Genomic DNA, 26,497 nt, shown 5'->3' with positions numbered 1-26,497 from the left:
CGCACCTACGGGTCGCCGCACTTCGACAGCGGCGCGTTCGAGTGCAACACCGGTCTCGGCGCCGTGTCAACAAGTTGCATGTAATTTCCCCGAAACCCGAGTTCCAGGCCGGTAAAGGCGCCCCCGGTTGACCAGCAAGGTCGCCCGAAAGGGTTGACATGACACATGCATCCTGTTTTACATGTTATCCGCGAACGGGCCTCCTCCTGACGGCACCGCCGTTCGCTCCAGCGCCGGTGACCTCCCCGACCTCCTCGTCGTGGGCCAACCGTTCGGCGAATCCCTCCTCAGGATGGGGGCGGTCGCGCACCGCCCAGGAAGCGAGGCGGCATGCCTCCGACCGACCAGAAGCACTGCGACCTGCTGCTCACCGGGGCGACGGTGCTCACCGTCGACGACCACCGCACCATCCACCGCCCAGGCGCCGTCGCCGTGACCGGCAACCGGATCGCGGCGGTCGGGCCGCAGTCCGAAATGGCGTCCTGGCGGGCCGAAGCGGTGCTCGACTGCACCGGTCAGGCCGTGCTGCCCGGCCTCGTCGACGGCCACAACCACCTTTACCAAGCGCTGGCAAGGGGTTTGGGCGAGGGCATGTCGATCGTGCCGTGGCTGTGCGACTTCATGTGGCCGTATTCCATCGCGGTCGACGGCGAGGACGCGGTGGCCGCCGCCCGCCTCGCGGCGGCCGAAGCGCTGCGGCACGGCACGACGACGGTGGTGGACAACCACTACGCGCCCACCGACCTGGCGACCACCCTCGCCATCGCCGACGTCATCGAGCAGGCCGGGCTGCGCGGCGCGGTGGCGCGCGGAATCGTCGGTCCCCGCACCGAGATCGCCGCGCGGCGCGGCCAGCCCGAGGCCCTGTTCCGGTACTCCGCGGCCGACGAGATCGCCATCACCCGCGAGGCGATGCAGCACCGGCCGGCGGGATCGCGGGTCGAGATCTGGCCCGCGCCGCTCAACCTCACCTACGTCGACCAGGACCTGGTCCGGCGCAGCGTCGAGCTCGCCGGCGAGCTCGGCACCAGCTGGCACGCGCACTGCTGCGAAGGCAAATCCGATCCGCAGAGCTACCTGGACGCCTACCAGGCGCGTCCGGTGCAGTGGCTGGCGAAGGCCGGGCTGCTCGACGAGCGCGCCACGCTGGCGCACGCGATCTGGCTCGACGAAGCCGAATTCGACGCGGTCGCCGCCGCCGGCGCGCGCATCGCGCACAATCCCACGTCCAACGCCTACCTGGCGTCCGGCACCCTGCCGCTGGCCGGACTGCGGGCCCGCGGGGTCGCCGTCGCGCTGGGCACCGACGGGCCGAGCTGCGGGCACCGGCAAGACCTGTTCGAGGGCATGAAGCAGTCCATCTTCGCCCAGCGGCTGGCCACCCTCGACCCGGCCGCGATGCGCGCGCAGGACGCGCTGGACCTGGCGACCCGCGACGGCGCCCGCTACGCCGGGATCGACGCCGGGGTGCTCGAACCCGGCCGCCTGGCCGATCTGATCGTGGTCGATCTCGACCGGCCGCACCTGCAACCGCTGCACGACGTGGTGAGCTCGCTGGTCTACGCGGCCCGCGGCACCGACGTAGTGGCCACCGTCGTCGACGGCGAAATCGTCCAGCGGCACGGGCATTGCCTGCGCGTCGACGAGCAGTCCGCCGTCCGGCGGTTCTTCCCGCCGATCGTGACCGGCACGATCATCGCGATCATCGGCTTCTCGCTGCTGCCCTCCACGTCGAAGCTGATCGCGGGCACCGACCCGGCCGCCGCCGACTTCGCCTCGGCGACGCGGCTGTTGATGGCCCTGGCCACGATCGCGCTGGTGGTGCTGGTGGAGGCGTTCGCGCCGGCGGCCGTGGCCCGGTTCGCGATCCTGATCGCCCTGGTCACCGGCACGCTGGTGGCGCTGCCGCTGGGCCTGACCGACTTCTCCGCGGTGGGCGAGGCGTCCTGGTTCGGCGCGGTGCAGCCGTTCGCGTTCGGACTGCCCGAGTTCACCGTCGCGGCGATCCTGCCGGTGATCATCATCCAGCTGGTCAACATGGTGGAGTCCACCGGGGACACCATCGCCATCGGGCAGATCGCGGGCCGCGACATCGGCCCCGACGAGCTGGCCCGCGCGCTGCGCGCCGACGGCGTGGGCACCGCGTTCGCCGGGTTCTTCAACTCCTTCACCATCGTCACCTTCGGCGAGAACGTCGGGCTGGTCAGCATGACCCGCGTGCTCAGCCGGTTCGTGGTCGCCACCGCGGGCGCGCTGCTGGTGCTGATCGGCCTGCTGCCGAAGCTCGGCGCCGCCGTCGCTTCGCTGCCAGGGCCGGTGCTCGGCAGCGTGGGGGTCGTCATGTTCGGCACCGTCGGCGCGGTCGGCGTGAAGATCATGGCGCAGGCCGATCTCGGCCAGGCGCGCAACATCCTGATCGTCGCCGTCTCCTTCGGCTTCGGGCTGCTGCCGGTGGGCGCGCCCGAGTTCTACGCGAACCTGCCCGGCGTGCTGCAGCCGGTGCTCTCCAGCGGCATCGCGGCCGGTGGCATCGCCGCGTTCCTGCTCAACCTGGTGCTGAATCGGAACGCGCCGGCGGCCGCCACCGCCGGGCCGCGGTGAGGACGGTCGGACATGGTGCGCAACGAACCGGATCAGTCCACATCGGACATGGGGGTCGACGACCGGCCGCCGTGGGGGCACACGATCCTGCTGGGCCTACAGCACGTGCTGGTGATGTACGCCGGGGTGGTCGTGGTGCCGATGGTCGTCGGCACCGCGCTCGGCCTGGGGCAGGACGAGATCGCCACCCTGGTGTGCATCGACCTGGTGCTGGCCGGGATCGGCACCGTGCTGCAGTCGCTGGGCCTGTGGAAGTTCGGCATCCGGATGCCGCTGGTCGTCGGCGCCGCCTCCAACGGCATCGTGCCGATGATCCTGATCGGCCAGACCAAGGGACTGCCGACGGTCTACGGGTCGCTGCTGGTGGCCGGGATCCTGTGGGTGCTGCTGGCGCCGTTCTTCGGCAGCCTGCTGCGGCTGTTCCCGGCCGTGGTGACCGGCACCGTCATCACGCTGATCGGCCTGACGCTGATCCCGGTCGGGCTGCGGCTGATCGCAGGCAAGGATCCCGACGCGCCCGGCTACGGCGCGCCGGGCAACCTGCTGCTCGCCGGGTTCACGGTGCTGCTGGTGGTGCTGTTCTCCCGGTTCCTGAAGGGTTTGCTCGGTCAGATCTCGCTGCTGCTGGCGCTGGTGGTCGCGGCGGCCGCCGGCTGGCTGTTCGGGGCCGGGAGCCTGGCCGAGGTCGGTGCCGGCCCGGTGATCGGCGTGCCGCTGCCGTTCCACTACGGCCCGCTGCAGTTCGACATCCCGTCGATCCTGCTGTTCCTGATCGTCGTGCTGGTGCTGACCGTGGAGGCGTCCGGGCAAGGCCTGGCCGTCGGCCAGGTGGTCGGCCGCGAGGTCGGGCCCGCCGAGGTCAGCCGGCTGCTGCGGGTGGACGGGCTGATGACCGCGCTCAGCGGCATCTTCAGCGGCTTCGCCTACACCACCTTCGGCCAGAACATCGGCCTGATCGCCCTGACGAAGGTGCGCAGCCGGTACCCGGTCGCCGTGGGCGGCGTGATCCTGGTGCTGCTGGGCGTGATCCAGCCGATCGGCCGGCTGGTCGCGGCGATCCCGCAGCCGGTGATCGGCGCCGTCGCGGTGGTCACCTTCGCCGCGCTGACCGTGTCCGGCATCGAACTCCTGTCCAAAGTGGACTTCAAGCGATCGGGGAACCTGATCGTCGTGATGGTGTCGCTGGGCATCGGCCTGGTGCCCACCGGCGCGCCGGAGTTCTACCACCAGCTGCCGTTCGTCGCGCAGGTCTTCCTGCACAGCGGCGTGGCCACCGGAACGGTGCTCGCGGTGGTGCTCAACGCCCTGTTCCACCTCCGGGAAGGCAAGCATGCGTGACCGACTCGTCGTGGGCGTGACCGGCGCCAGCGCGCCGCAGCTGGCGATCCACCTGCTCACCAGCCTGCGGAAGCTCGGCGCGGTCGAGACACACCTGGTCGTCTCGCGCGCCGCGCACCGCACCATCGAACTGGAGACCGGGCTGCGGCCCGCCGACGTCGCCGCGCTGGCCGACGTGTGCCACCAGCGCGGCGACATCGCCGACAGCATCGCCTCCGGCTCCTTCCCCACCATGGGCATGGTCGTGGTGCCGTGCTCGATGAAGACGCTGGCCGGCATCGCGCACGGCTACAGCGACGACCTGCTGACCCGCGCCGCCGACGTGTGCCTGAAGGAGCGCCGCCGCCTGGTGCTGGTCACCCGCGAGACGCCGCTGAGCCTGGTGCACCTGCGCAACATGGTCGCGGCGACCGAGGCGGGCGCGGTGGTGCTGCCGCCGATGCCCGCGTTCTACCACCGGCCCAGCTCCGTCGACGACCTGCTGGCGCACATCACCGGCAAGATCCTCGACCAGTTCGGCATCGACCACAACCTCTTCCCCCGCTGGCAAGGACCCGCCAACAGCTAGGAGCCCTCCGGTGAACCTCTCCCCGCGCCAGGACGCGCACGCCTTCCTCGCGGACTACCGCCGCGCGCATCCCGACGACGTCCTCGTCATCGACGAGCCGGTGTCCGCCGAGGAGGGCGTCACCGGGCTGATCTACGAGCTCATCGCGCGCGGCCGCGATGAAATGCTGGTGTGCAACAAGGTCGACGGCGTGGAAACGCCGGTGGTGAGCAACGTCTTCGCCTCGCGGCGGCGGATCTCCCGCATCCTCGGCGTCGAGCCCGGCGGGCTGCACGAGGCGTACCAGTCACGCGCCTCCCGGCCGCTGGCGCCGCGCGTCGTGAACGCCGGTCCGGTCACCGAGATCGAATCGTCCGATGTGGACCTCTCGGCGGTCCCGATGCTCCGGCACTTCGCCTCCGACCGCGCGCCCTACATCACCAGCGGCATCGTGATCGCCGAGGACCCGGACACCGGGGTCGGCAACATGAGCTACCACCGGTCGATGGTGCACTCCCCCACCGAGCTCGCCACCAGCCTGCACTCCCGCGGCGACCTGTGGCGGCTGCTGGCCAAGTACGCCGCGCTCGGCAGGCCGATGCCGGTCGCGATGGTCATCGGCGGGCACCCGCTGTTCATGCTCGCCGCCTCCGCCCGCGTTCCGTCCGATGTGGACGAACGCGCGGTGGCGGGCGGGCTGTTCGGCGAGCCGCTGGAGGTGGTGCGCACCCCTCGGCACGGCATCGGCGTCCCGGTGTGGGCGGACTTCGTGCTGGAGGGCACCATCGACCCGCAGCAGCACGCCGAAGAAGGCCCGTTCGGCGAGTTCTCCGGCTATTCCTCGCACCGCTCCACCAACAACGTGCTGCGCGTGGAGACCGTGCTGCGCCGCCGGGACGCGATGCTCGTCGACGTCGAGGGCGGCAACACCGCGGACCACCTGAACCTGGCGCGCATCCCGCGCGAATCCGAACTCGCCGAGAAGCTCAAGGACCGCTTCCCCGACGTCACCGCCGTGCACTACCCGACCTCGGGCACGCACTTCCACTGCTACGTCGCCCTGCGCCCGTCGCGCCCCGGCCAGGCCCGGCAGGTGCTGCTCGGGCTGCTCGGCTGGGACCCGTACGTGAAGACGGCCGTCGCCGTGGACGCCGACGTGGACGTCACCTCCGACGCCGACGTGCTCTGGGCGTTGGCCACGCACTTCCAACCGCACCGCGACGTGTTCGTGGTGGACGGACTTCCGGGATCGCCGCTGGATCCCTCGTCGGACCCCAGCGGCACCACCTCCCGGATGGGGCTGGACGCGACCCGCGGCCCCGACTTCGCCGGCGACCGCATCGTGGTCTCCGAATCCGCCCGCACCAACGCCCGCCGACTGCTGGGCACCACAGGAGGAGCGCAATGAGCAAGATTCCCGTGACCGTGCTGACCGGCTTCCTCGGCGCCGGGAAGACGACGCTGGTCAACCACATCCTCACCGCCGACCACGGGCACCGCATCGCGATCATCGAGAACGAGTTCGGCGAGATCCCGATCGACGACGCGCTGGTGCTGCGCTCCGACGAGCAGTTCTTCGAGCTCAGCAACGGCTGCTGCATCTGCTGCACGGCCCGCACGGATCTCGTCGAGACGCTGCGGAAGCTGGTGGAGCGCAAGGAGAAGATCGACCGGGTGCTGATCGAGACGACCGGCCTGGCCGATCCGAACCCGGTGGCGCAGACCTTCTACGTCGACGACGAGATCGGCGAGCACTTCGCGCTGGACGCGATCGTGACGCTGGTCGACGCCAAGCACATCGACCGGCACCTAGACGAGGCCGGGCCGGACGGCGTCGGCCACCAGGCGGTCGACCAGATCGCGTTCGCCGACCGGCTGGTGCTCAACAAGGTCGACCTGGTCGACGAGGCCGGCGTGGCGGCGCTGCGGGAGCGGCTGCGCGGCATCAACGCGACCGCCGAGATCATCACGTCCAGCTATTCGCGGGTCGACCTCGACGACATCCTCGGCGTCGGCGCGTTCAACCGCATCGTGCACCCGGCCTGGCTGGACGAGCAGGAGCACTTCCACGACCCGGCGGTGACCTCGGTCGGCGTGGAGCTGGCGGAGGACTTCGACGAGGCCTCCCTGCGCGCCTGGCTGGCCGAGCTGACGGCCGAGCACGGCGACGACCTGTACCGGCTCAAGGGCGTCGTCGCGGTCCGCGGCGACGCGCGGCGCCACGTCCTGCAAGGCATCCACCGGATCTTCGAGCTCCGCGCGGCAGACCCGTGGGGCCGGGACGCGCGAGGCAGCAAGGTCGTGTTCATCGGCCGCAACCTCGACCACGAAATGCTCACCGAGGGCCTCCGGGCCTGCACCCGCCCGGTTCCCGCTGAGGTCTCGTAGCTCAGCCCAGGCGGGTGGAGATCCAGGGCAGGGCCTTGGCGAACGCCGTGCGCCAGACGTCGAAGGTGTGCTCGCCGCCGGGAATCACCAGCAGTTCGGTGTCGATCCCGGCCAGGCGGGACAGCTCGGCGAGCCGGAGCACGGCCGCTCGCGGTTCCGGGTCGTCGTCGCCGACCGCGAAGAAGCCGCGCAGCCCGGGGAACCTGCCGTGGGTCAGCAGCCAGGACGGCTCGTGGGCGTCGAACTCCTGCTGCGAGCCGCCGAACAGCGCGGCCGCGGTGCCTGCGGGATCGTTGGCGTCGCCGTCGCGCGGGCCGAGCAGCCCGCCGAAGTCCGCGAACGTCCCGAACAGCCCGGGATGGCGCAACGCGAGCATGATCGCGCAGCTGCCGCCTTCGCTGAGCCCGGCCACCGCCCAGTCCGGCCCGGGATCCCGGGCGAGGAACCGGCTGCGGACGAAGCGGGGCACGTCGGTGGTGAGGTAGGTCTCGGCGTTGCCGCGGGCGCCGTCGACGCATTCGGTGTCGTCGAAGGCGCCGCCGTTGACGTCCGGGATCACCACGATCGGCGCTGTGCCGCCGTGCTGGGCCGCCCAGCGGTCGGCGGTCTGCTGCGCCTCGCCGCCGTCCAGCCAGTCCGCCGGGCTGCCGGGGGTGCCGTGCAGCAGGACGATCACCGGCAGCCTCGGCCGGGGCCGGGCGAACCACGCGGGCGGCAGGTACACGTTCGCCGGGCGCGCCTGGAATCCGGAGGCTCGCCCGGGGATGTCGATGGTGACGACCATGCCGGACTCCGGCGGTGTCACCTGGGCGTTGAGCATCGCCAGCGAGCCCTGGCCCTCGCCTGCCACGCCGAGCGCCTGGGAGAGCGTCAGGTAGTACCCGAAGTACGCGTTCACCCCGATCAGGGCGTTCACCGCGAACAACGCCACCACGAGCGGGATGAGCACCGCGCGCATCGCCCGGTCGCGGAACCGCCACCCCAGCATCACGAGCAACAGCAGCGCCGCGCCGAGCAGCAGCGCGCGCAGGGGCCACCAGTCGACGAGCGAGAGATCCGCGCAGAAATCGGCAATCCACCGCATTCCCGGCAACCTCCCAGAAAACCGACACCGACCGAAGTGGACGCTCGCCAGCGTACCGGGATTTTCCCGGCACGAAACGCAAAAACCGGACCATAGGGCCGAAAACGCCGATCAGCGCGGTGATTTCGCCCGGTGGGTAATAATCGAACCCGTGCGCGTGGCATTGACTAGTGGCATAGGCCCGGGACCGCAGCTGCCCGCTTCGGTCACCGAACAGGCGGGCGGGCGCAGCCCGCTGGAATCCGTGGTGCTGGTGGTGGCGCTCGCGCTGCTGACCGTCGGCGCGATCGTGGTCGTCAAGCGGTGGCGAATGCGCCGGATCGCCGTGCTCGTCCCGGTTCTGCTCGCGGTGCTGACGTGCGCGGCGGGCGTCAACAGCTACGTCGGCTACGTTCGGTCGTTCGACGACTTCGGACGGTTGCTGATGCTCGCCAGCGGCGGCAACGGCGACGCCGAACCGGCCGCGCCGGCGGAGCCGGATCCGGTGCCCGGTGGCGTGCGGGTCGCCGACGTCTCGCTGCCCGATCCCGGGCTCGGCGTGCCGACCGGCCGGACCAGGGTGCTGCTGCCGCCGGGCTACGACGATCCGGCGCACGCCGGCGAGCGGTATCCGGTGGTGTACCTCGTGCACGGCTATCCCAGCGGCGGCCCGGACGACTGGCTGGGCCCCGGTGGCGCGGTGCAGACCCTGCAGGCGCTGGCGGACGCGCACGCCACGCGGCCGATGATCGTCGTCGCGGTGGACGCCACCGCGGGCACCGGCACCGACTGGGAGTGCCTGAACGTGCCGGGCGGCCCGCAGCTGGAGTCCTACCTCACGACGACCGTGCCGCGGGAGATCGACGCCCGGTTCCGCACCCTGCCCGACCGGGGCGACCGGGCGATCGGCGGCATGAGCGGCGGCGCGTTCTGCGCCCTGAACCTGGGGCTGCGCAACCAGAACACCTACTCGGTGGTCCTCGCGAGCGAACCCTACGACGATCCCGGCACGACGCTGCTCGACGGCCATCCCGACCTGCTGCGGGCGAACACGCCGCGCGAGTACCTGCCGACGCTGCAGGTGACGCAGCCGCTCGCGGTGATGCTGCACGCCGGCGTCGTCGCGCACTCCGACGTCGACCTCGCCAACCGGCTCGGCGACCAGCTCGCCGCGCGCGGCGCGACGGTCGCGGTGCGCGCCGAACCGGGCGAATGGCACACCTGGCGCACGGCCCGCATCGGCCTGCCCTACCTGCTGGCCTTCGCCGCCGAGAACTTCACCGCCGGCCCGCGAAATCCGTCCTGACCAGCGGGAAGGCCAGGGTTTCCCGGATCGAGCCGCCGGTGAGCAGCATGATCAGCCGGTCCACGCCCAGCCCCAGGCCACCGGTGGGCGGCATCGCGTACTCGAGGGCCGCGAGGAAGTCCTCGTCCAGTTCCATCGCCTCCGGGTCGCCGCCCGCGGCGTGCAGCGACTGCTCGGTGAGCCGGCGGCGCTGCTCGATCGGGTCGACCAGCTCCGAGTAGCCGGTGCCGAGTTCGGTGCCGAACGCGACCAGGTCCCAGCGCTCCGCCAGCCGCGGGTCGTCCCGGTGCGGCCGGGTCAGCGGCGACACGTCGGCCGGGAAGTCGGTGTAGAAGGTGGGTTCGGCGGTGCGCGACTCCACCAGCCGCTCGTACATCTCCAGCAGCACCGCACCGCGCTCCCAGTGCTCCTCGTACGGCACCGACGCCGCGTCGCAGAGCTCCTGCAGGCGCGGTAGCCCGGTGTCGGCGGTGATCTCCTCGCCGAGCGCCGCCGAGACGGCGTCGTTGACCGGCACGACCGGCCAGTCGCCGTCGAGGCCGAATTCGCCGTCCGGGCCGATCGCCGTGGGCGCCCCGCGCGCGGCGGTGGCCGCGGCGAGCACCAGGTTCCGGCACAGCTCGCGCATCGTCGTGTAGTCGCCGAAGGCCTGGTACGCCTCCAGCATCGTGAACTCGGGGTTGTGCTTGTGCGACACGCCTTCGTTGCGGAAGTTGCGGCCGATCTCGAACAGCCGCTCCACGCCGCCCACGCACAGCCGCTTCAGGTACAATTCGGGCGCGATCCGCAGGTACAGGCGCATGTCGTAGGCGTTGCTGTGGGTGGTGAACGGCCGCGCGTTCGCGCCGCCGTGCACCGGCTGCAGCATCGGCGTCTCGACTTCGAGGAAGTCCGATCGCACCAGCGTTTCCCGCAGCGCGTGCACCGCAGCGCCGCGGGAGCGCAGGGCGTCGCGGGCGCCCGGCCGCATGATCAGGTCCACGTGGCGCTGCCGGACCCGGGCCTCGGGATCGACCAGGCCGCGGTGCTTGTCCGGCAGCGGGTGCAGGCACTTCGCCGCCAGCCGCCAGTCGGCCGCCAGCACCGACAGCTCGCCGCGCCGCGACGCGACCACCTCGCCGGTCACCGACACCTGGTCGCCGATGTCCACCTGCTGCCGCCACGCCTGCTGCAGCTCGGCCCCGGACTCCTTGGTGGTGAGCATGATCTGCAGGTCGCCGGAGAAGTCCCGCAGCGTCGCGAAGCACACGCCGCCGTGGTCGCGCAGCAGCACCACCCGCCCGGCGACCGAGACCTGCTCGCCCGTCCTGGCGTCCGGCAGGAGATCCTGGTGGCGGGCGGTGACGGCCCGGCAGCGCTCGGTGCGCGGCACCGCCACCGGATACGGCTCGACGCCGGCGGCGCGCAGGGCGTCCAGCTTGTCCCGCCGGACCTGCTGCTGTTGCGACCCGATGCGCTGCGCCTCCTCGCTTTCCGCTTCCAGCGCCGGAACTTCCACCAATTCGTCCGATGTGGACTCCCGACGCGGCGCGGGCAGGAAGCCCTCCGCGATCGCCGAGGCGATGCCGACGCGCGCCAGATCGCGCCGTTCGGCGAACGCCACGTAGCGCGGGAACCAGTGCGGCCGGTACTTGACGTTCGACCGGTACAGCGACTCCAGCTGCCACCACCGGGAGAAGAACAGCAGCAGGCCCCGCCAGGCCCGCAGCACCGGCCCCGCGCCGATGCGCGCGCCCTCCTCGAAGGCGGCGCGGAACATCGCGAAGTTCAGCGAGATCCGCTCCACCCCGAGCCGCGGCGCGGCCTGCACCAGCGAGCTGACCATGAACTCGACGACGCCGTTGTCCGCGTCGCGGTCGCGGCGCATGAGGTCCAGCGACAGCCCGTTGCGGCCCCACGGCACCAGCGACAGCAGCGCCACCGGTTCACCGCGGTCGCTCACCGCCTCGACCAGCACGCAGTCGCCGTCCTGCGGGTCGCCGAGCCGCCCCAGCGCCATCGAGAAGCCGCGTTCGCTCTCGGTGTCGCGCCAGGCCTCGGCCAGCCGCGCGATCTCGGCCATCTCCGCCGCGGGCACCTCCCGGTGCCGCCGGACGCGCGCGGTGTGCCCGGCCCGTTCGACCCGGCTCACCGCCTGCCGCACCGGGCGCATGTCCCGGCCGTCCAGGCCGAACTCCGCGACGTACACCACCGCCTCGTCGCCGAGCTGCAGCACCTTCATCCCGGCGCGGGCGTACGCCGTGGCACCGGGTTCGCTGACGCCCATCACCGCCGGCGTCCAGGTGTACTCCCGGCACATCGCCAGCCACTTCTCGATCGCCGGCCGCCAGGCCTCCGCGTCGCCCAGCGGATCGCCGCTGGCCAGGCAGACGCCCGCGACGACCCGGTAGGTGACCGCGGCCTTGCCGCTGTCGGAGAACAGCACCGCCTTGTCGCGGCGGGTGGCGAAGTAGCCCAGCGAATCGCGTTCGCCGTGCTCGGCGATCAGCCGCCGGACCTGTCGCTCCTCCTCGGGCCGCAGGGCGGCGGCGAGCCGCTGCGCGCGCAGCAGCAGGAACAGCGCGGTGAACAGGGCGGCCGTGCCGAACAGGCCGAGGACGAAGTTGACCCAGCCCGGCGCGTGCCCGAACCCGGTGACGTTGAAGTCGATCGCGCCGCCCAGCACCCGCTCGACGGTCCACGTCAGCCGCGCCTGCGCGCCCCGCAGCGAACCCGGGAACAGCGAGACCAGGACGTATCCGAGGCCCACGAACACGGCGATGAGCAGCACGAACACCACCGCCGCCTGGTAGCCGCTGCCGCGTTTGGCGCGGCCGTAGAACTCGCCGCGCGACAGCCACAGCGGCACGAACGCCAGCGCCGAGACGACGATGTTGGTGCTGAAGAACCACACGTGGTCGACCGGCACGTGGTAGCGGGCGCCCAGCTCGTCCATCCACAGCGCCTCGATGTGGTCGCCCAGCACCACGAGCACCACGATGTCGCCGATCACCTGCAGGGCCAGGATGCCGATCAGGATCCACAGCGCGAGCCGCTTGCGGCGCTTCAGCGCGGCCGCCAGCACCGCCAGGAACGCGCCGTACGCGATGTTCGGCGGCGCCGGGAACAGCACGTTGTCGACGAACCTGCGCACCGGTTGCACGTTCCCGAAAAGCGCCAGGCCGACCGCCGAGCTCACGCACAGCACCGCCACCACGAGCACTGCGCCGGCGGTGATGCTCGGCATCCTGCTGCGCCACCGGCGCTGCGCGGTCTCCTCCTGCTGGACCACCGTGTTCCTCCCCGGCCGTGGATCGGCATCGCGGCCCATCGGGGCCCGCTCGCCGACACCCAATCTACGACCGGAGCGGCACCGCGCGCCGCCACCCCGTCCGCACGTCGGTGGAATTTCCGTGATCTTGCTACCCATTTCGGCGATGTCCGCCCACAGAGGACCAAACGGCCGATTCGGATCCGCCGGTCAATTCCCGGCTTCGGCGAGCAGGCTCGCCAGCTGCTCCGGCCGGTTCGCACCGCCCTGCGCGAGCACCACGCCCGATCCGGTGGTGACGACGGCGTACGGCGGGCCCGGGACGTTGTTGGCGTCGAACACGTCCGGCCCGGTCACCAGCGGCAGCGAGACGCCCTGCCGGTCCAGGTAGTCGCGGACCTCATCCGGCGCACCGTTGCTCAGCAGCACCACGGGCAACTTCCGCGCCGCAGCACCGAACTCCGGCAGCATCAGCCGGCAATGCCCGCAAAGCGGGGAGATGTAGGCGAAGAGGACGCGGTCGCCGCCATCGGCGAACGCGGCGACATCGGCGCCGATCGCCAGCACGGCACCCCGCGCCGGGCCGGGCGACGGGGCCTTCAGCAATCCGGACAACCCGAACACCGCGGCCACCAGCACCGCCCCCACCAACACGTGCACCGGCCCGACCGGGGCGTCACCCGCGAGGCAGGCGAGCACGGCCAGCACGAACAGCAGCGCGGTCCGTGCGACCGAGCCCACACCGATCGCTTCGCCCGCCTGGAAGCAGCCGCAGTCCACCCGCATCCCGCGCCGCAGCACGCTGATCATGCCGATCAGGAAAGCGGCGAACAGCCCGGCGGCCAGCACCGCGCCCCACAACCGCAGCGGCGGAAGGAGCAGCAGGACGGCGCTCAGCAGCTCGGCCGCGATCACTACGCGCGCCAGCACCGGGGCCAGCCGGTCCGGGAAGATCCGGTACCCGGCGATGGACCGGGCGAACCCGCCAACGCTGCGCAGCTTGCCGATCGCGGCGAACGCCAGCACGCCGCACACCGCCAGCGCCGCCGAACCGAACCAGTGCATCCAGCCACCTCTTGTCTTTGCAGCAGGGGGCCGCCACGCAGAACGAGCCTGCCTTACGCAGAGCTGGGTTGTTCCGCTCGGTAGGCGGCCGCCTGGAGTTCGTAGAGCTGCGCGTAGCGGCCGTTCAGCGACATCAGCTCCGGGTGCGTGCCCTGCTCGACGACCTTCCCCCGGTCCAGCACGTAGATCCGGTCCGCGTAGCGCACGCTGGAGAGCCGGTGCGAGATCAGCACGACCGTGCGGCCCTCGGCGTGCTCGCGGATGCGTTCGAACAACGCGTGCTCCGCGCGCGGGTCCAGCGCCGAGGTCGGCTCATCGAAGATCATCAGGTCCGCGTCGCGATAGAAGGCGCGGGCGATCGCGATCCGCTGCCACTGCCCGCCGGAGAGGTCGTGCCCGCCGTGGAACCGGCGGTCCAGCAGGGTGTCGTAGCCGTGGACGAGCCGGGCGACGACCTCGTCCGCCCCGGCGGCGCGGGCCGCCTCGGCCAGCTTCTCGTCGTCGCGCTCCCGGCCCATGACGATGTTCTGCTCGGCGGTCAGCGGCCAGCGGGTGTGGTCCTGCGCGATGACCGAGATCCGCTCCCGCAGCACCTCGCCGGCGATCGCGGTGATGTCCGCAGCGTTCCAGCGGATCGTGCCGGAGTCCGGTGTGTACAGTCCGGCCAGCAGCTTGGCCAGCGTGGTCTTGCCGGAACCGTTCTCCCCCACCAGCGCGACTACCTCGCCGCGCTCGACCGCGACGCTCACCCCGGACAGCGCGGGCGAATCCGCGCCCGGATACCCGAAATGCACGGAATCCGCCGCTATGCGACGGAATTCGCCAGGTTCCGCCGAGGTGCGCTCGGGCGGCACCCGCCGCTCGGCCAGCTCGCAGAACTCCAGGTAGTCACCGAAGTAGAGCCCGGCCTCGTAGAGCTTGTTCACCGACTGCACCAGGCTCGTCAGCGACGACTGGCTGGCCCGGATCGCCAGCACGGCGGTGCCGACCACCGCGAGCGGGATGAGTCCGAACGCGAGCATCGCGCCCAGCACCGCGTACACCGCGCCGAGCGCGACGCCGCCCATCAGGTCGCCGGACACCCTGGTGGTGGCGCGCTGCCAGGCGACGTCGAGCTCGATCCGCTGCTCGTAGTCGGCGATCCGGTCGTACTCGGCGAGCAGGAAGCGGCGCAGCGTGAAGGCCCGCACCTCGGCCGCGGGCGGCCGCTCGGCCATTAGGTCGGAGAGCATGAACTTGCGCCGCCGCGCGGTGGAGATCCGGCGGAACGCGGCGTAGCGCATCCGCGCCGAACGCAGCGCCGCCCAGCCGTCGGGCACCGCCGTGACCAGCAGCAGCGGCATCAGCGCGGGGTGCAGGAGGCCGAGCGTGATCGCGCCGGAGAGCACGCCGATCGCGCCGGTGAGGACGTTGACCGTCATTTCCACGACCGTCGCCGAGTCGGGCACGCCGTTGTCCCGCGCCCGCTGCATGGAGTTGTGGAACTCCTCGTCGTCGAACGCGGTCAGCTCCACCCGCGTGGTCAGCCGGAACAGCCGCGTCTCGGCCAGCCGCTCGACCTGCGGCTTCAACCGCTCCTGCGCCCAGCTCGCCACGGCCATCAGCCCCGCGCGCAGCCCGGCGGCCCCGGCCACCAGCAGCAGCGCCGGGATCGCCGCGGTGACCCGCTGCTCGGTCGGGCCCGCGGCGAACAACGACTCCAGCACATCGTTGGTCGCCAGCAGGCCGAACGCCGTGAAGAACCCGGCGACCACGTTCAGCCCGAGCGTCGTCGCCGTGTCGAGCCGGCTGGCCCGCCAGGCGACCGCGATCGCATTCCCCACCAAGCCGGGCAGCCGCCGCGCGATCGCGCCCAGCCCGGCGGACAGCATCTCCGAATCGTGCGCCTGCCAGTAGGGCGCGACGAGATCAACCGGTTCGGGTGTTTCCCGCCGCCACCACATCATCGGCGCCGACCGGCGCTCGAACGGCGTGCCGCACAACGACTTCGCCCCATCACGTTCGAGAAGTTAGACGAGCGGACACCGATCCGCAAACTTCCGTTGTTACCCCGTTTGGCTCTAGGTCTGCGAAGTGTCCTGTGCCAACAATTCTGAGGATTGCGCCGAGGGCGTCGACACCGGCGGATCTCGACCGTTCATCCACGCCTGAAGCGAACCCGTTGGCGCGCAACGACAATCCACCGTCGCGCCGGGAATCCTCAGAACGTACCGCCAGATCGGCGGACGAGTCAGGAGCGAACATGCCCACCTTGCTGCTGGAGCCCCGCGACGCGGGAACCGTTGAAATCGAAGACATTTCGGTCGACTTCGAGATCGACCTCAAGGAGGTCCTGCACGGACCGCAGGCGTGCGTGAACACCTGCAAGCGCACCGTCTGCAGCAGCTTCCCCTGCTGCCCGTCGATCATCTGACGTCTGCTGAAAAGCAACTCCGGGGGGGTGGTTTCCCGCTAACTGCGGGAAAAACGGTAATTCGGCGATCGCCGAAATCCGACAACCACGAAAGGAGTCAGGCTGATGCCCACGCTCGGACTGGAACCCCGGGACGCCGGAATCATCGAAATCGAGGGAATCTCGGTCGCCTTCGAAGGCGACATGAAGGTCCTGCACGGCGCACAGGGATGCGCGGACACCTGCAAGCGCACGGTGTGCACCTTGTGGCCCTGCTGCCAGACGCTCGTCTGAGCCTCGGTGAACAGGCGGCGGGAGGACCTCCGGGTTCTCCCGCCGCCGCGCAGATCGGATTCGACCAGGGAGCGGCACAGCATGGAGACGACGGCGACCGATTCGGACACCACCGTGCGGGATCGGCTGGCGGAGGCGGCGGAACGCGACGGCAGGGAGGTGGCCGTCGACGAAACCTGGGTGAGCGTGCGGAAACCCGGCATCGCGGTGCCGGACCAGGGCTGGAAGCTGCACATCTCCGCGCGCCCGGGCACGCTCGCCGAGACGCTCGACCGGGCGCTGCCGCTGCTGCTGGCCTGGGACTGCGACTTCAAGGTCGCGCGCTCCCGGCGGGTGCTGCACGAGCTCAACTCCGGCGACGTCGACCCGGCGACGGTCGGCAAGGCGATGACCGTCTACCCGCCGCAGGACACCCTGGTGCGGCTGGGAAACCTGCTGGCCGAGGCGCTCGCCGGGATGACCGGCCCGCGCATCACCAGCGACCGGCGCATCCGGCCGGACGCGCCGGTGTACTACCGCTTCGCGCCGTTCCGGCCGCAGTACCGCGTCGACGAGAACGGCGACTTCGAGCTCGTGGTGATCGGCCCGGACGGCGAGGTGGAGCCGGGCGCCGCGGGCGCCGAGTTCAGCTGCCCGCCGTGGGCTAGCGACCCGTTCCGCCCGGAGCCCGAACCGGAACCGGCCGCGCAGCCGGCGACAGAGCGGCCGAGCGTGCTCGGCGGGCGGTACACGCTCACCTCGGGAGTCCTGCGCGGACCGCGCGGAAACGTCTACCGCGCCGTGGATCCCGACGGCCGACCGGTGGTGGTCAAGGAAGCCCGCGCCTACGTCGGGGAGAACATCAACGGCATCGACCTGCGCATGCAGCTGCGCAACGAGCGGCGCATCCTGCAAGCCCTGGACGGGGTGGACGGCGTGCCCGGGCTGCTCGACCACTTCCGGCACGGCGAGGACGAGTACCTGGTCACCACCGACGCCGGCACCCTCGACCTGAACCGGTACGTCGGCGAACGGACCCGGTTCTTCGACGACGCCACCAGCGCGGACCGTGACCTGGGCGTGCTCGCCGCGCGGCTGGCCGAGATCCTCGCCGCCGTGCACGAGCGGGGCGTGGTGATCCGGGACCTGTCGCCGAAGAACGTGGTGCTCGACGACGACGGCCGCTGCACGCTCATCGACTTCGGCAACAGCTACTACGACGGTTTCCAGCTGCACGGCTGGACCCGCGGCTACAGCGTGCCGGATCAGCACACCGACCGGCAGGCGGAACCGGCGGACGACTACTTCTCCCTGGGCGCCACCCTGTTCTTCGCCGCCACCGGCATCAACCCGATCGGCGTCGACCAGGACCCGGCGCGGAACCTCGAACGCTCGCTGCTGTGCCTGGAACGCCTTTACCCGGGCGCGACGGGGGTGCGCGCCCTGCTGCCCGGGCTGATCAGCCTCGATCCGGCCGAGCGCACGGTGGCTTTCGCCGACCTCCGAGCCGGTCGCCGCACCCGGCGCGGTTCCCGCCACGTGGCGCCGAAACTCACCGGGGATCTGCTCGAATCGGTGCTGGAGCACACGATCCAGGAGTGCATCGACGCGGCGGAGCGAATGGCGGCGTCGCCGACCGACGTCGGCCGCTCGGGGCCGCCGAAGACGAACGTCTACAGCGGTTCCGCCGGCCTCGGCCTGGAGCTGCTACACCATCCGCGGGGCGTGGCCGCCGGGCTGGAGCTGGCGCGCTGGACGATCGCCGCGACGCCACCGGCGAAGCTGCCGGCCGCGATGTACTTCGGCCGCACTGGAACGGAGATCTTCCTGTCGACCGCCCGCCGGGCGGCACCGGATCTGCCGGTGTCCAAACCGATCGAGCTCGCCGCCGACGAGCGCGGCGACTACATCCACGGCGTCGCCGGAATCGGCTCGGGCCACCTGGTCTTGCACGCCCTGGAGCCGGACGCCGGACACCTGGCGCAGGTCGACGAATGCGTGCGGCGGCTGCTCGGCGGCGAGACTCGCGCCACCGAGGACGCGGTCCCGGCCGCGGCGGACACCGGTGTCGCGCTGGAAGCCGGATTCGCCCACGGCAGCGCGGGAATCGCGCAGTTCCTCCTCGCCCACCACCAGCACACCGGCCACCCGGAGGCGGAAGCCGAAGCGGCGCGGCGGTTCTCCTCGCTCGCGGACGAGGTGGCGGGCCTGATCGAGGTCCTGCGGCGCCCACCGGCGCGGCCGATGGCGGCGTCGTGGTGCCAGGGCATGTCGGGCGTCGTCTCGGCGCTCGTGTCGGCGGCGCAGCACTGGGACGACGACCGGTACTGGGCGCTGGCGAAGGAAGGCGCCCGAGCCTGCCTCGGCCTGGCACCGCAGGCGTGGGTGGTGTCGCAGTGCTGCGGCCTGGCCGGGATCGGCGAGGCGATGATCGACCTGGCGATCGCCACCGAGGACGAGGAATTCTGGCTAGGAGCAGAAGAAATCGCGGTGCACATGCTGGCCCGCAGCGGCGGGGACTTCAGCAAGCCCGACTTCCCGGACAACTCCCTGGAGGCGGCCAGCGCCCCGTGGTCGACCGGCACGTCGGGAGTCCTGTCGTTCCTGCGCCGCCTGCACCACCGCGAAGGAGCTCGCCTGTGGACCACGGCCTGGACCCCGCCGGTGTGATCGGGCGTCTGTTCCGCTCGGGGCTACGTACGTGCGTGCTTTGGGCTGCTGTATAGGCCGGGTTGGCGGGAAAGTACTGGTGCGCACGGACTCCAGCGGCGACACCCACGAGTTCATCCAGTGAGACGAACCGTTCATCGCAATACGGCTCGGCCAGCAGCGCTCCGGCAGTCCGTCCGGTCGCGCCCGGGCCAGCCGGGCTTCTCCGCCAGTCGGCGGATGCATAGCTGCGAGCGAACCGGCACATTCAGCCCAGTTCTTTGCCCCAACTGGAGGTGGCACGTGGATCAGGTACGCGTCGCGATTCGCACGGACGACGATCGGACGCGACCTGGCAGGCCCCAGCGGGGCGCGAGCGTGCCTGACGTGAACGCCTGATCGCACACGCCTGCCTCGCTGCTGGCCTCGGACGATGGCGGGCAGCCATCGCCGAGGTCATCCGGCAGGCGCAGCAGGAGGACGCGGTACGCGCGGACACAGCTGCGGACCTACGCGCCGAATTCATTCTGAACGCCCGGGAAGGCACGTTGATCAGCGCACGCGTCGATCGACACGACCAGGGTTTCACCGGGTTCTTCACAGTCAGGGTCGGGCAGCCCACCGGCAAGATGACCGGTCATTTCCAGCAACAGTCGGCAACGAAAACGGAGGAATGCATGAGCACCTATCGCGCCATCGAGGCGACCGCTGACGGTGGGTTCACCCTCAGCGAGCGAGAGCTCCGGGAGCCAGGGGCGGGAGAGGTCCGGATCGCCGTCGAGGCGTGCGGGGTCTGCAACGGCGACTCGATCGGAATCTTGAACCTGACCAGCACGCGGCCGACCGGCGTACCCGTCGTGCCTGGGCATGAGATCGTCGGCCGCATCGACGCCGTTGGTGATGATGTCTCCGGTTGGAGCATCGGGCAGCGGGTCGGGCTCAGCTACCTCGGCGGGCACTGCGGCGAGTGCCAGATGTGCCGCCGCGGAGACTTCGTCTACTGCACCGACCAGCCGGTGCTGGGCAACAGCCAGGACGGCGGATACGCCGAGTACGTCACCGCACGCGCCTCGGGTCTGGTCGCGGTGCCCGATGACGCACCCGCGGCCGAGCTGGCCCCGTTGATGTGCGCGGGCCTCACCGTCCACCACGCACTCCGGACGTCGGCCGCGCGCGCCGGCGACCTCGTCGCCGTCCAGGGCATCGGCGGTCTCGGACACCTCGGGATCCAGTACGCCCGCGCCATGGGCTTCCGGGTGGCCGCGATCTCCCGCGGGCAGGGGAAGAAGGATCTGGCGCTCGAACTCGGGGCGCACCACCACATCGACTCCGCCGAGGTCGACCCGGCGCAGGCGCTTCAGGCGCTGGGGGGTGCCAAGGTCATCCTTGCTACCGCCAGCCACGCCGGCTCCATGTCACCGCTGGTCGCGGGACTCGCTGTCCGCGGCCAGCTCGTGGTCGTCGGCGCCTCAATGGATCCGGTCGAGGTCCTGACCCCCACCCTCATCTTCGGTGGCCGCTCGATCGTCGGCTCGCTGACCGGCACTCCGAGCGACAACGAGGACAACGTCGCTTTCGCCCGCGCGCACGACATCCACTCGATGATCGAGACCGTTCCGCTGGAGAAGGCCGGGGATGCGTACGCGAAGATGATGGCCGGCGAGGCCCGCTTCCGCATGGTCCTTACGACCAGTACGAACCAGTAAACCCGGTGACAGGGCGTCAAAGCCGGCGAGTTCGACGCCCTCACCTGATCCCGATGATGTTGGGGTGAACGGCCTGTTCGCCTCACTAGACGAGGCGAACAGGCCGTTCACTCCACTCCGGCAAACCTTCCGGAGGCGTCAGCCGCCGATCGCGGCGAGGACGAGCTCGGTCTCCAGCGGCAGGTAGACGACGTTGGCCACCCACAGCCCGGGGCGCAGCAGCTCGGCGGGCACCGGCAGACCGGGGTGCGCAGCCATCCCGGTTGGCGTGGCGTGCACCTGGTCAGCATCGAGAACATCCACCGCGCCGAGCACCTCGCCAAGTCCGAGCTGCTGCCCGGCCTGGCGACCCCGGCGGTGGACGTGCTGGGCCGCATCCTGGAGCGCGGCCAGGCGGCCGGGCAGTTCCGCATGGACGCCGACCCCCTGGACGTGCACATGGTGATCAGCTCGTTCTGCGTCTTCCGCACCGCGAACCGCTACACGTTCCAGGCGATCTTCAAGCGCGACATGCTCGACCCGGCCCGCGGCGACCACTACCGCAAGATGCTCGGCGATCTGGTGCCCGACTACCTCACGACGCGCTGATCACCGCACCGAGAAGTTGCCCATCATCATCATGTCCTCGTGTTCGAGGTTGTGGCAGTGGAAGACGTACCGACCGCGGTGACCGTCGAACCTGGTGATGATCTGGGCCCTTTCGGCGGGCCTCAGGTCCAGCGTGTCCTTCCACCCGGCGTCGAACTGCCCCGGCCCGTCGTTGCCGCGCCCCAGCACCTGGAAGTGCACCAGATGCAGGTGCACGGGATGGTGGAAGTCGCCGTAGAGGTTCCAGATCTCCACGTCGCCGAACCGGGGTTCGGCGTGGTCGTGGTCCGGGGAGAACGGCTCGCCGTTGATGGTCCAGCCGTGCACCTGCCCGATGGCCTTCGACTGGAGCACCACGTCGCGCACGGTCTTGGCGGCCGCCGGGTCCAGCCGCGGGATCTCGCTCAGCCGGTCCGGCACGCGGCTGGGGTCGGCCGCGGTGCGTGCCACCCGGAACTCCATGACCTGGCCGGTGCTTCCGTCGCCGAAATCGTTGACCAGCCGCACCCGCTGCCCCACCGGGTAGGCGCCGAAGTCGACGACGATCTCGAAGCGCTCGGCCGGGGCCATGTCGAGGTGCTGGTGCGTCACCGGCCTTTCGAGCAGCCCACCATCGGAGCCGATCTGCACCAGCGGCGCAGGCGGGTCCAGGCGGAGCCGGTAGCGCCGGGCGTTGGAGGCGTTGAGCAGCCGGAAGCGGTAGCGGACGGCGTCCACTTCCATTGCCGGCCAGGGGATTCCGTTCACCAGCAGCACGTCACCAAGCACGCCCGCCTCGTACGGCGGATGCACCCCGGGCGGCGCGACCAACTCGGGATCGACGCTGGGATAGGCCAGTGAGCCGTCCGCCGCGAAGGACCGGTCGCAGATCATCAGCGGCACGTCGCGGTCGCCGTCGGGGAGTTCGAGCACGCGCTCCGCATCGTCGGCGACCAGGTGCAGACCGGCCAGCCCGCGCCAGACGTTCGGCGCGGTGAAGTCCATGCGGTGGTCGTGGTACCACAACGTCGCCGCGCGCTGGTCCGCGTCGTACTCGTAGGTCCGCTCGCCGACCCTCAGGTCGCCGCCGTGCTGTCCGTGGTGCTGCCAGCCGCGCGGCAGCACGAGATCTGTTGGGTAGCCGTCGTGTTCTGGTGCCGTACGCCCGCCGTGCAGGTGCACGACCGTCGGCACCGGTAGCTCGTTGCGGTGCCGCACGATCGTCTTCCGGCCGCGTCTGGAGATGACGGTCGGACCGGGGAAGATCCCTTCGTAGCCCCAGATCTGCGTGCGCACGCCGGGCAGGATCTCGACGTCCGCCACGCGCTGGGTCATCTCGTAGAAGTCTTCGCCGGCCGTCGAGCGCACCGGCTTGAGCACCGGGGGGACTACCAGCGGACGCTGGAACGGCGGCGGCAGCGGCAGTTCGCTGCGCAGCAGCGTTCCGGTCGAGCTGGAGCCGCCGATGCCCAGCCCCAAGGGCACCCCGACCCCACCGGCCAGCACGGCGGCCCCGGTGCCCAGCAGCAAGGACCGCCTGGAGATCCGCCCGCTCATGCGGCCGGAGCCCGCCACGCGAACACCGCCACGGCGACGGCGGCGACCGTGATCACCACGGCCAGCGGGATGTGCAGCGTCAGCAGCCGCGCCGCGCCGGTGGCCGTCTGCGCCTGCGCCGCGAGGAACAACCCGGCCGATGCCAGCAGCGGCCACCACTCCCCCTTGCCCGGCCAGCGCAGGAACACGGCGACCGCAATCGCACAGACCAGCAGAACGTCGGCGCCCGTAGCGGTGATCTGGTGCCAGCCCAGCGAGGCGTAGGTCCCGGAGAGGAACTGACCCGCCAGCACCGCCTGCAACACGTAAGCCGCGCTCGTCGCGGTAATCAGGACCCGGAATCCCCACCAGCGACCTGTTCGGTTCTTCATGTTCTACAGTGTAGACAGAATCTACATCGTAGACACGGGAGGTCTTCATGCCAGAAACGACGCAGATCAGCCGGGTTCCCGCGGCCGATTCCGTGCTGCACACCGAGCGCAGCGGGCACGGGCCGACGCTGGTGCTCGTCCCCGGCGGCGGCGGAGATGCCGAGATGTTCGAGGCCGTCGCCCCGCTGCTCGCCGAGCGGTACACCGTGATCACGCTCGACCGGCGCGGCAACTCGCGCAGCAGGTCCGAGACGCCGTTCTCGTTGACGCAGCAGGCGGCCGACGTCGTCACCGTGCTGGACCACCACGGCATCGACCGCGCCTACGTCTTCGGCACCAGCGCAAGCGGGATCATCGCCCTGGACCTCCTGGCCCACCACAGCGATCGGCTCCTCGGAGCCGTCGTGCACGAGCCGCCGATCATCCGCGTGCTCCCGGACTGGGCCGAGCAGGCCGCGAAGCTCCGGGAAGTCGGCCGGATCACCGACGAGGAAGGCGTCCTGCAGGGCTGGCTCCGCTTCGCCTCGATGATCATGCCCGGAACCGGGGCACGACTGTTCACCTCGCGAATCGGCCGAGCCCTGGTTGCAGCCCCGCTGCGGCCCGCGCTCGCACTGATCGAGGCGGTGCAGCACGGGCGCGGCCGCGAACCGGGAGGCATGCAGCGGATCATCGGCAACGCCGAGTGGCTCCTGAAGCACGAGATGCCGGTGGCGATCAACTACGAGCCCGACCTCGACGCGTTGCGCGGCACGAGCGCGCCGTGGTGCTTCGCGGTCGGCATCGGCAGCACGGGCGAGTTCTACGAACGCCCGGCGCGCGTGCTCGCCGAACAGCTCGGCGTCCGATGCGCGGAACTCCCCGGCGGTCACGCCGCGTACCAGCAGGAGCCGAGCGAGTTCGCCGCGCGGCTGACTGCGATCCTGGAGGAGTTCGCGGCCGCAGCAGGAGGAGGACGCCGCAGGTGAGCAAGACCGGAAACGCCAGGCCGACCCGGCCGACCCTGAGCCGCGACTACATCGCCGCCGTGGCGCTGGCACTGATCGACCGCAACGGACTGGACAAGTTCTCCATGCGCAAGCTCGGCGCCGAGCTCGGCGTGGATCCGATGGCGGTCTACCGGTACTTCACCGACCAGGAAGCGCTCTTCGACGGGATCGCCGAGGCGCTGTTCGACGAGCTGGACGTGAATGCGCTGCCGTGGCAGGGCCCGTGGCGCGAGCTCTGCGAGCAGTTCTCACGGCACATGCGGGACGTCCTGCTGGAACATCCACACGCCGTCTCGATCTTCGCCACCCGGCCGGTCCGCTCGGCCGCCTCGATCGACACCGGCGAGCGGATGATCATCATCCTGCGCGACGCGGGCTTCGCCCCCGAACTGGCCCTGCAGTTGATGCGTTGCCTGCGCGAATTCACCGTGGGGCACGCGCTCGGCATCGCCGTGGTCAAGCTCGGCGGGGCCCGGCGCAGCCGCAAGCCGGCCCCCGACTCGCCCGAGTACAACCTCCTCGCCAGCAGCGCGGACGGCGCGCGGATCGATGCACACTTCGATCTCGGGGTGACCGCACTGCTCGACGGCTTCGCCCGCCGCTGACCACGCGCCTCGTCGACCCTCGCCCGGCCGGTGGGCGCCTTCGTACTGGGCCACATCGGCGACGTCTTCGGCCGCAAGCGGGCGCTGGTCTCCACGGTGCTGCTGATGGGCGTGTCGACGGTGCCGGTCGGCTGCCTGCCGACGTACCACCAGATCGGCGTGGCCGCGCCCGCCCTGCTGGTGACGCTGCGCCTGATATAGGGCTTCTCGGCGGCCGGCGAACAAGCGGGCGCGAACTCGATGTCGCTGGAGCACGCGCCGTCGGACCGGCGAAGACGCCGATCCTGTGGGTCGGTGTGCCGGCCAACGTCGCGGCGCTGTTCGCCATCCCGCTGTGGGCGAAGCTGGCCGACCGGATTGGGCGCAAGCCGGTGCTCATCGGCGGGTCACTGGGATGCGCCGTGCTGATGGCGGCGTACCTGTGGTCGCTGTCGCTCGGCGACTACTGGCTGATCTTCGCGATCGGGATCCTGATGTTCGGCGTCGTTTACAGCGCTACCAACGGGATCTGGCCCGCGTTCTACGGGGAGATGTTCCCCGCTCGGGTTCGGCTGTCCGGCATGGCCATCGGCACGCAGATCGGGTTCGCACTGGCCGGGTTCGCGCCTAGCATCGCCGAGGCCATCGGTGGTGGCCGGGACGGGTGGGCGAACGTGGCGCTGTTCACCGGTGGGCTTTGCGTGCTGAACGCCGTTGCCGTCGCCACCGGGCGGGAGACCTATCGCGTTCCTACCGAGGATTTGGGGTTGGCTTCGGGTCGGCCGTCGGGGGTTGGGGTTGGGTGAGTGGGTTCTCTGGGTGGTTCTCGGGGGCTGTTCTTTTTGGGGTGGGGGTTGGGGCCTTTGGGGGTTCCGCATCTTTTGGGGCCATCCCCGCGATCAGTGGAGGGTGCGGGCTGCGTTCCGGAGGTCAAGCCCGGCCTTGCGGCCGCCCCTTCGGGGTTTCAGGCTTGACATCCGGAACGCAGCCCCGGTTCGGCTTTGTATCGCGGGGATGGCCCGGAGTGGGCTGGCTCGTTCGCGGCTTGCGTCGCGGGGTGGGGTTTTTCGGGTTGGCTGGGGCTGGTGGGGGTTCCGTTTCGGGTTGATCCGTTGGCGGGTTTCGTTCTTGGTCTCCTTTTCGCTTGCCGTGCAACCGGTTTTCACTCTCGTCCTGTGCTGTGATCGCATCCGTTGGGCATGTCTCCAACTCCCCTGGCAGCTGGCCGTTTGACTGTGGATGGGGTCGCCTTCGGCGTGTCGTGACCCTTTTCCTTGACATGGGGCGATATTTGCAGCCTTGGCCGTGGGTTTCACCTGATCAAGCGACCAAAAAAACGTGCGAACACAAGTTCGAGTTCGGGACAATTGTGGCATGACACCGCTACTGAACACCCAGGACTCGACCGTGCAGGCCACGCCGCCCGCACAGTCCGTGGTGTCATGCACCGATACTGAACTCGCGGCCCGCATCCACGAGCTGGAGAAGGAGATGCGGGTGCTGATGTGGGAACAGCTGCAATGCATCGCCGAAGCCGACCACCGCGCCATCCACACCGACACCACCGCCCGATCACTACAAGTCTGGCTGCAAGGACTACTCAACATCGACCCGCGTGACGCGAAAACCCGCGTGACAGTGGCCCGTAACGTCGAGGACCGGCGGAGCTTGTATGGCGAGACGATGCCGCCCGACATGCCCGACACCGCCGCCGCATTGTCTGAGGGCGCGATCGGGCTGGACCACGCGCGTGTCATCGTCAACGGCATCCGACGCCTACCCGACTACGCCCGCTGCCACCAAGTCGCCGAAGTCGAGGCAACTCTCGCCGGGTATGCGCGGACGATGTCA

At 70.6% G+C, this 26,497-nt stretch carries 20 protein-coding genes and 2 pseudogenes; 15 read left to right on the top strand and 7 right to left on the bottom strand.

All coding sequences use genetic code 11. From position 1 onward, the window contains the following. Positions 1–330: 330 nt before the first annotated feature. Genes BLW84_RS37245 through BLW84_RS37225 form a run of 5 tightly spaced genes read left to right on the top strand, consistent with a single transcriptional unit; the run spans position 331 to position 6,874 of the window. A complete protein-coding gene (locus BLW84_RS37245) occupies positions 331–2,601 on the top strand; it encodes a solute carrier family 23 protein (protein ID WP_093275566.1) in 2,271 nt (756 codons plus the stop codon). Positions 2,602–2,613: 12 nt separating this feature from the next. Next, on the top strand, positions 2,614–3,939 hold the full coding sequence (locus BLW84_RS37240) for a nucleobase:cation symporter-2 family protein (RefSeq protein ID WP_093275564.1): 1,326 nt from the start codon (positions 2,614–2,616) through the stop codon (positions 3,937–3,939). Then, positions 3,932–4,507, top strand: a complete 576-nt coding sequence (locus tag BLW84_RS37235) for a UbiX family flavin prenyltransferase (RefSeq protein ID WP_093275561.1) — start codon at positions 3,932–3,934, stop codon at positions 4,505–4,507. The genes BLW84_RS37240 and BLW84_RS37235 overlap by 8 nt, the downstream gene beginning before the upstream one ends. Before the next feature lie 10 nt (positions 4,508–4,517). Further along, positions 4,518–5,894, top strand: coding sequence for a UbiD family decarboxylase (locus BLW84_RS37230; RefSeq protein WP_093275559.1), 1,377 nt, complete (start codon positions 4,518–4,520; stop codon positions 5,892–5,894). Further along, positions 5,891–6,874 carry a CobW family GTP-binding protein gene (locus BLW84_RS37225; protein WP_093275557.1) on the top strand — a complete coding sequence of 328 codons (984 nt, stop codon included), beginning with the start codon at positions 5,891–5,893 and terminating at the stop codon, positions 6,872–6,874. The genes BLW84_RS37230 and BLW84_RS37225 overlap by 4 nt, the downstream gene beginning before the upstream one ends. Before the next feature lies 1 nt (position 6,875). On the opposite strand, the gene BLW84_RS37220 is transcribed toward BLW84_RS37225, so the two are convergent. Next, a complete protein-coding gene (locus BLW84_RS37220) occupies positions 6,876–7,958 on the bottom strand; it encodes an alpha/beta hydrolase (RefSeq protein WP_093275555.1) in 1,083 nt (360 codons plus the stop codon). Positions 7,959–8,115: 157 nt separating this feature from the next. Between BLW84_RS37220 and BLW84_RS37215 the strand changes: the two genes are divergently transcribed. Further along, positions 8,116–9,243 carry an alpha/beta hydrolase gene (locus BLW84_RS37215; protein ID WP_245761656.1) on the top strand — a complete coding sequence of 376 codons (1,128 nt, stop codon included), beginning with the start codon at positions 8,116–8,118 and terminating at the stop codon, positions 9,241–9,243. Here the strand turns inward: BLW84_RS37215 and lysX are convergent. The 3 genes from lysX to BLW84_RS37200 all read right to left on the bottom strand — a co-directional run bounded on the left by lysX (position 9,215) and on the right by BLW84_RS37200 (position 15,540). Beyond that, positions 9,215–12,469 carry a bifunctional lysylphosphatidylglycerol synthetase/lysine--tRNA ligase LysX gene (lysX, locus tag BLW84_RS37210; protein ID WP_425441811.1) on the bottom strand — a complete coding sequence of 1,085 codons (3,255 nt, stop codon included), beginning with the start codon at positions 12,467–12,469 and terminating at the stop codon, positions 9,215–9,217. The two genes, BLW84_RS37215 and lysX, sit on opposite strands and share 29 nt — an antisense overlap. A 234-nt stretch (positions 12,470–12,703) precedes the next feature. Then, positions 12,704–13,558, bottom strand: a complete 855-nt coding sequence (locus tag BLW84_RS37205; RefSeq protein ID WP_093275551.1) for a MauE/DoxX family redox-associated membrane protein — start codon at positions 13,556–13,558, stop codon at positions 12,704–12,706. 53 nt (positions 13,559–13,611) lie between these two features. Further along, entirely contained in the window at positions 13,612–15,540 is a 1,929-nt protein-coding gene (locus BLW84_RS37200) for an ABC transporter ATP-binding protein (RefSeq protein WP_245761655.1), read from the bottom strand. A 260-nt stretch (positions 15,541–15,800) separates the two neighbouring features. On the opposite strand from BLW84_RS37200, the gene BLW84_RS48015 reads away from it, so the two are divergent. The 4 genes from BLW84_RS48015 (at position 15,801) to BLW84_RS37190 (ending at position 20,578) form a co-directional block, all read left to right on the top strand. Next, entirely contained in the window at positions 15,801–15,971 is a 171-nt protein-coding gene (locus BLW84_RS48015) for an SflA family class IV lanthipeptide (RefSeq protein WP_177226899.1), read from the top strand. Between the two features lie 105 nt (positions 15,972–16,076). Then, complete coding sequence (locus BLW84_RS48010; protein WP_165968589.1) at positions 16,077–16,244, top strand: hypothetical protein; 168 nt, start codon at positions 16,077–16,079, stop codon at positions 16,242–16,244. Between the two features lie 81 nt (positions 16,245–16,325). Next, positions 16,326–18,893 carry a class IV lanthionine synthetase LanL gene (gene lanL / locus BLW84_RS37195; RefSeq protein ID WP_093275548.1) on the top strand — a complete coding sequence of 856 codons (2,568 nt, stop codon included), beginning with the start codon at positions 16,326–16,328 and terminating at the stop codon, positions 18,891–18,893. A 656-nt stretch (positions 18,894–19,549) separates the two neighbouring features. Then, positions 19,550–20,578 carry an alcohol dehydrogenase catalytic domain-containing protein gene (locus BLW84_RS37190; RefSeq protein ID WP_093275643.1) on the top strand — a complete coding sequence of 343 codons (1,029 nt, stop codon included), beginning with the start codon at positions 19,550–19,552 and terminating at the stop codon, positions 20,576–20,578. 138 nt (positions 20,579–20,716) lie between these two features. On the opposite strand, the gene BLW84_RS37185 is transcribed toward BLW84_RS37190, so the two are convergent. Next, positions 20,717–20,857, bottom strand: coding sequence for a hypothetical protein (locus BLW84_RS37185; protein WP_425441810.1), 141 nt, complete (start codon positions 20,855–20,857; stop codon positions 20,717–20,719). Between BLW84_RS37185 and BLW84_RS37180 the strand changes: the two are divergent. Next, positions 20,855–21,166 (top strand): annotated as a pseudogene (locus BLW84_RS37180) (TetR/AcrR family transcriptional regulator); the annotation flags it as partial. The gene BLW84_RS37185 and the pseudogene BLW84_RS37180 sit on opposite strands and share 3 nt — an antisense overlap. Here BLW84_RS37180 and BLW84_RS37175 read toward each other — a convergent pair. Then, positions 21,167–22,702, bottom strand: coding sequence for a multicopper oxidase family protein (locus BLW84_RS37175; protein WP_093275641.1), 1,536 nt, complete (start codon positions 22,700–22,702; stop codon positions 21,167–21,169). Further along, positions 22,699–23,073, bottom strand: coding sequence for a hypothetical protein (locus tag BLW84_RS37170; protein ID WP_143061234.1), 375 nt, complete (start codon positions 23,071–23,073; stop codon positions 22,699–22,701). The genes BLW84_RS37175 and BLW84_RS37170 overlap by 4 nt, the downstream gene beginning before the upstream one ends. A 47-nt stretch (positions 23,074–23,120) precedes the next feature. Here BLW84_RS37170 and BLW84_RS37165 point away from each other — a divergent pair, with 47 nt between their 5' ends. From BLW84_RS37165 to BLW84_RS37150, 4 genes and pseudogenes are all read left to right on the top strand, one after another. Continuing rightward, positions 23,121–24,041: an alpha/beta fold hydrolase gene (locus BLW84_RS37165; protein WP_093275543.1), complete on the top strand. Its 921-nt coding sequence runs from the start codon at positions 23,121–23,123 to the stop codon at positions 24,039–24,041. Further along, positions 24,038–24,667, top strand: a complete 630-nt coding sequence (locus tag BLW84_RS37160) for a TetR/AcrR family transcriptional regulator (protein WP_177226897.1) — start codon at positions 24,038–24,040, stop codon at positions 24,665–24,667. The genes BLW84_RS37165 and BLW84_RS37160 overlap by 4 nt, the downstream gene beginning before the upstream one ends. 18 nt (positions 24,668–24,685) lie before the next feature. Further along, positions 24,686–25,452: pseudogene (locus BLW84_RS37155) on the top strand (MFS transporter); the annotation flags it as partial. A gap of 568 nt (positions 25,453–26,020) precedes the next feature. Then, positions 26,021–26,497, top strand: a 477-nt coding sequence (locus tag BLW84_RS37150; RefSeq protein WP_143061233.1) for a DUF222 domain-containing protein, incomplete at its 3' end; no start/stop codon positions are given.

The sequence above is a fragment of the Saccharopolyspora shandongensis genome (genome assembly GCF_900106995.1).
Taxonomy (GTDB): Bacteria; Actinomycetota; Actinomycetes; order Mycobacteriales; family Pseudonocardiaceae; genus Saccharopolyspora; species Saccharopolyspora shandongensis.
This window is presented reverse-complemented; position numbering and strand designations above follow the sequence as displayed.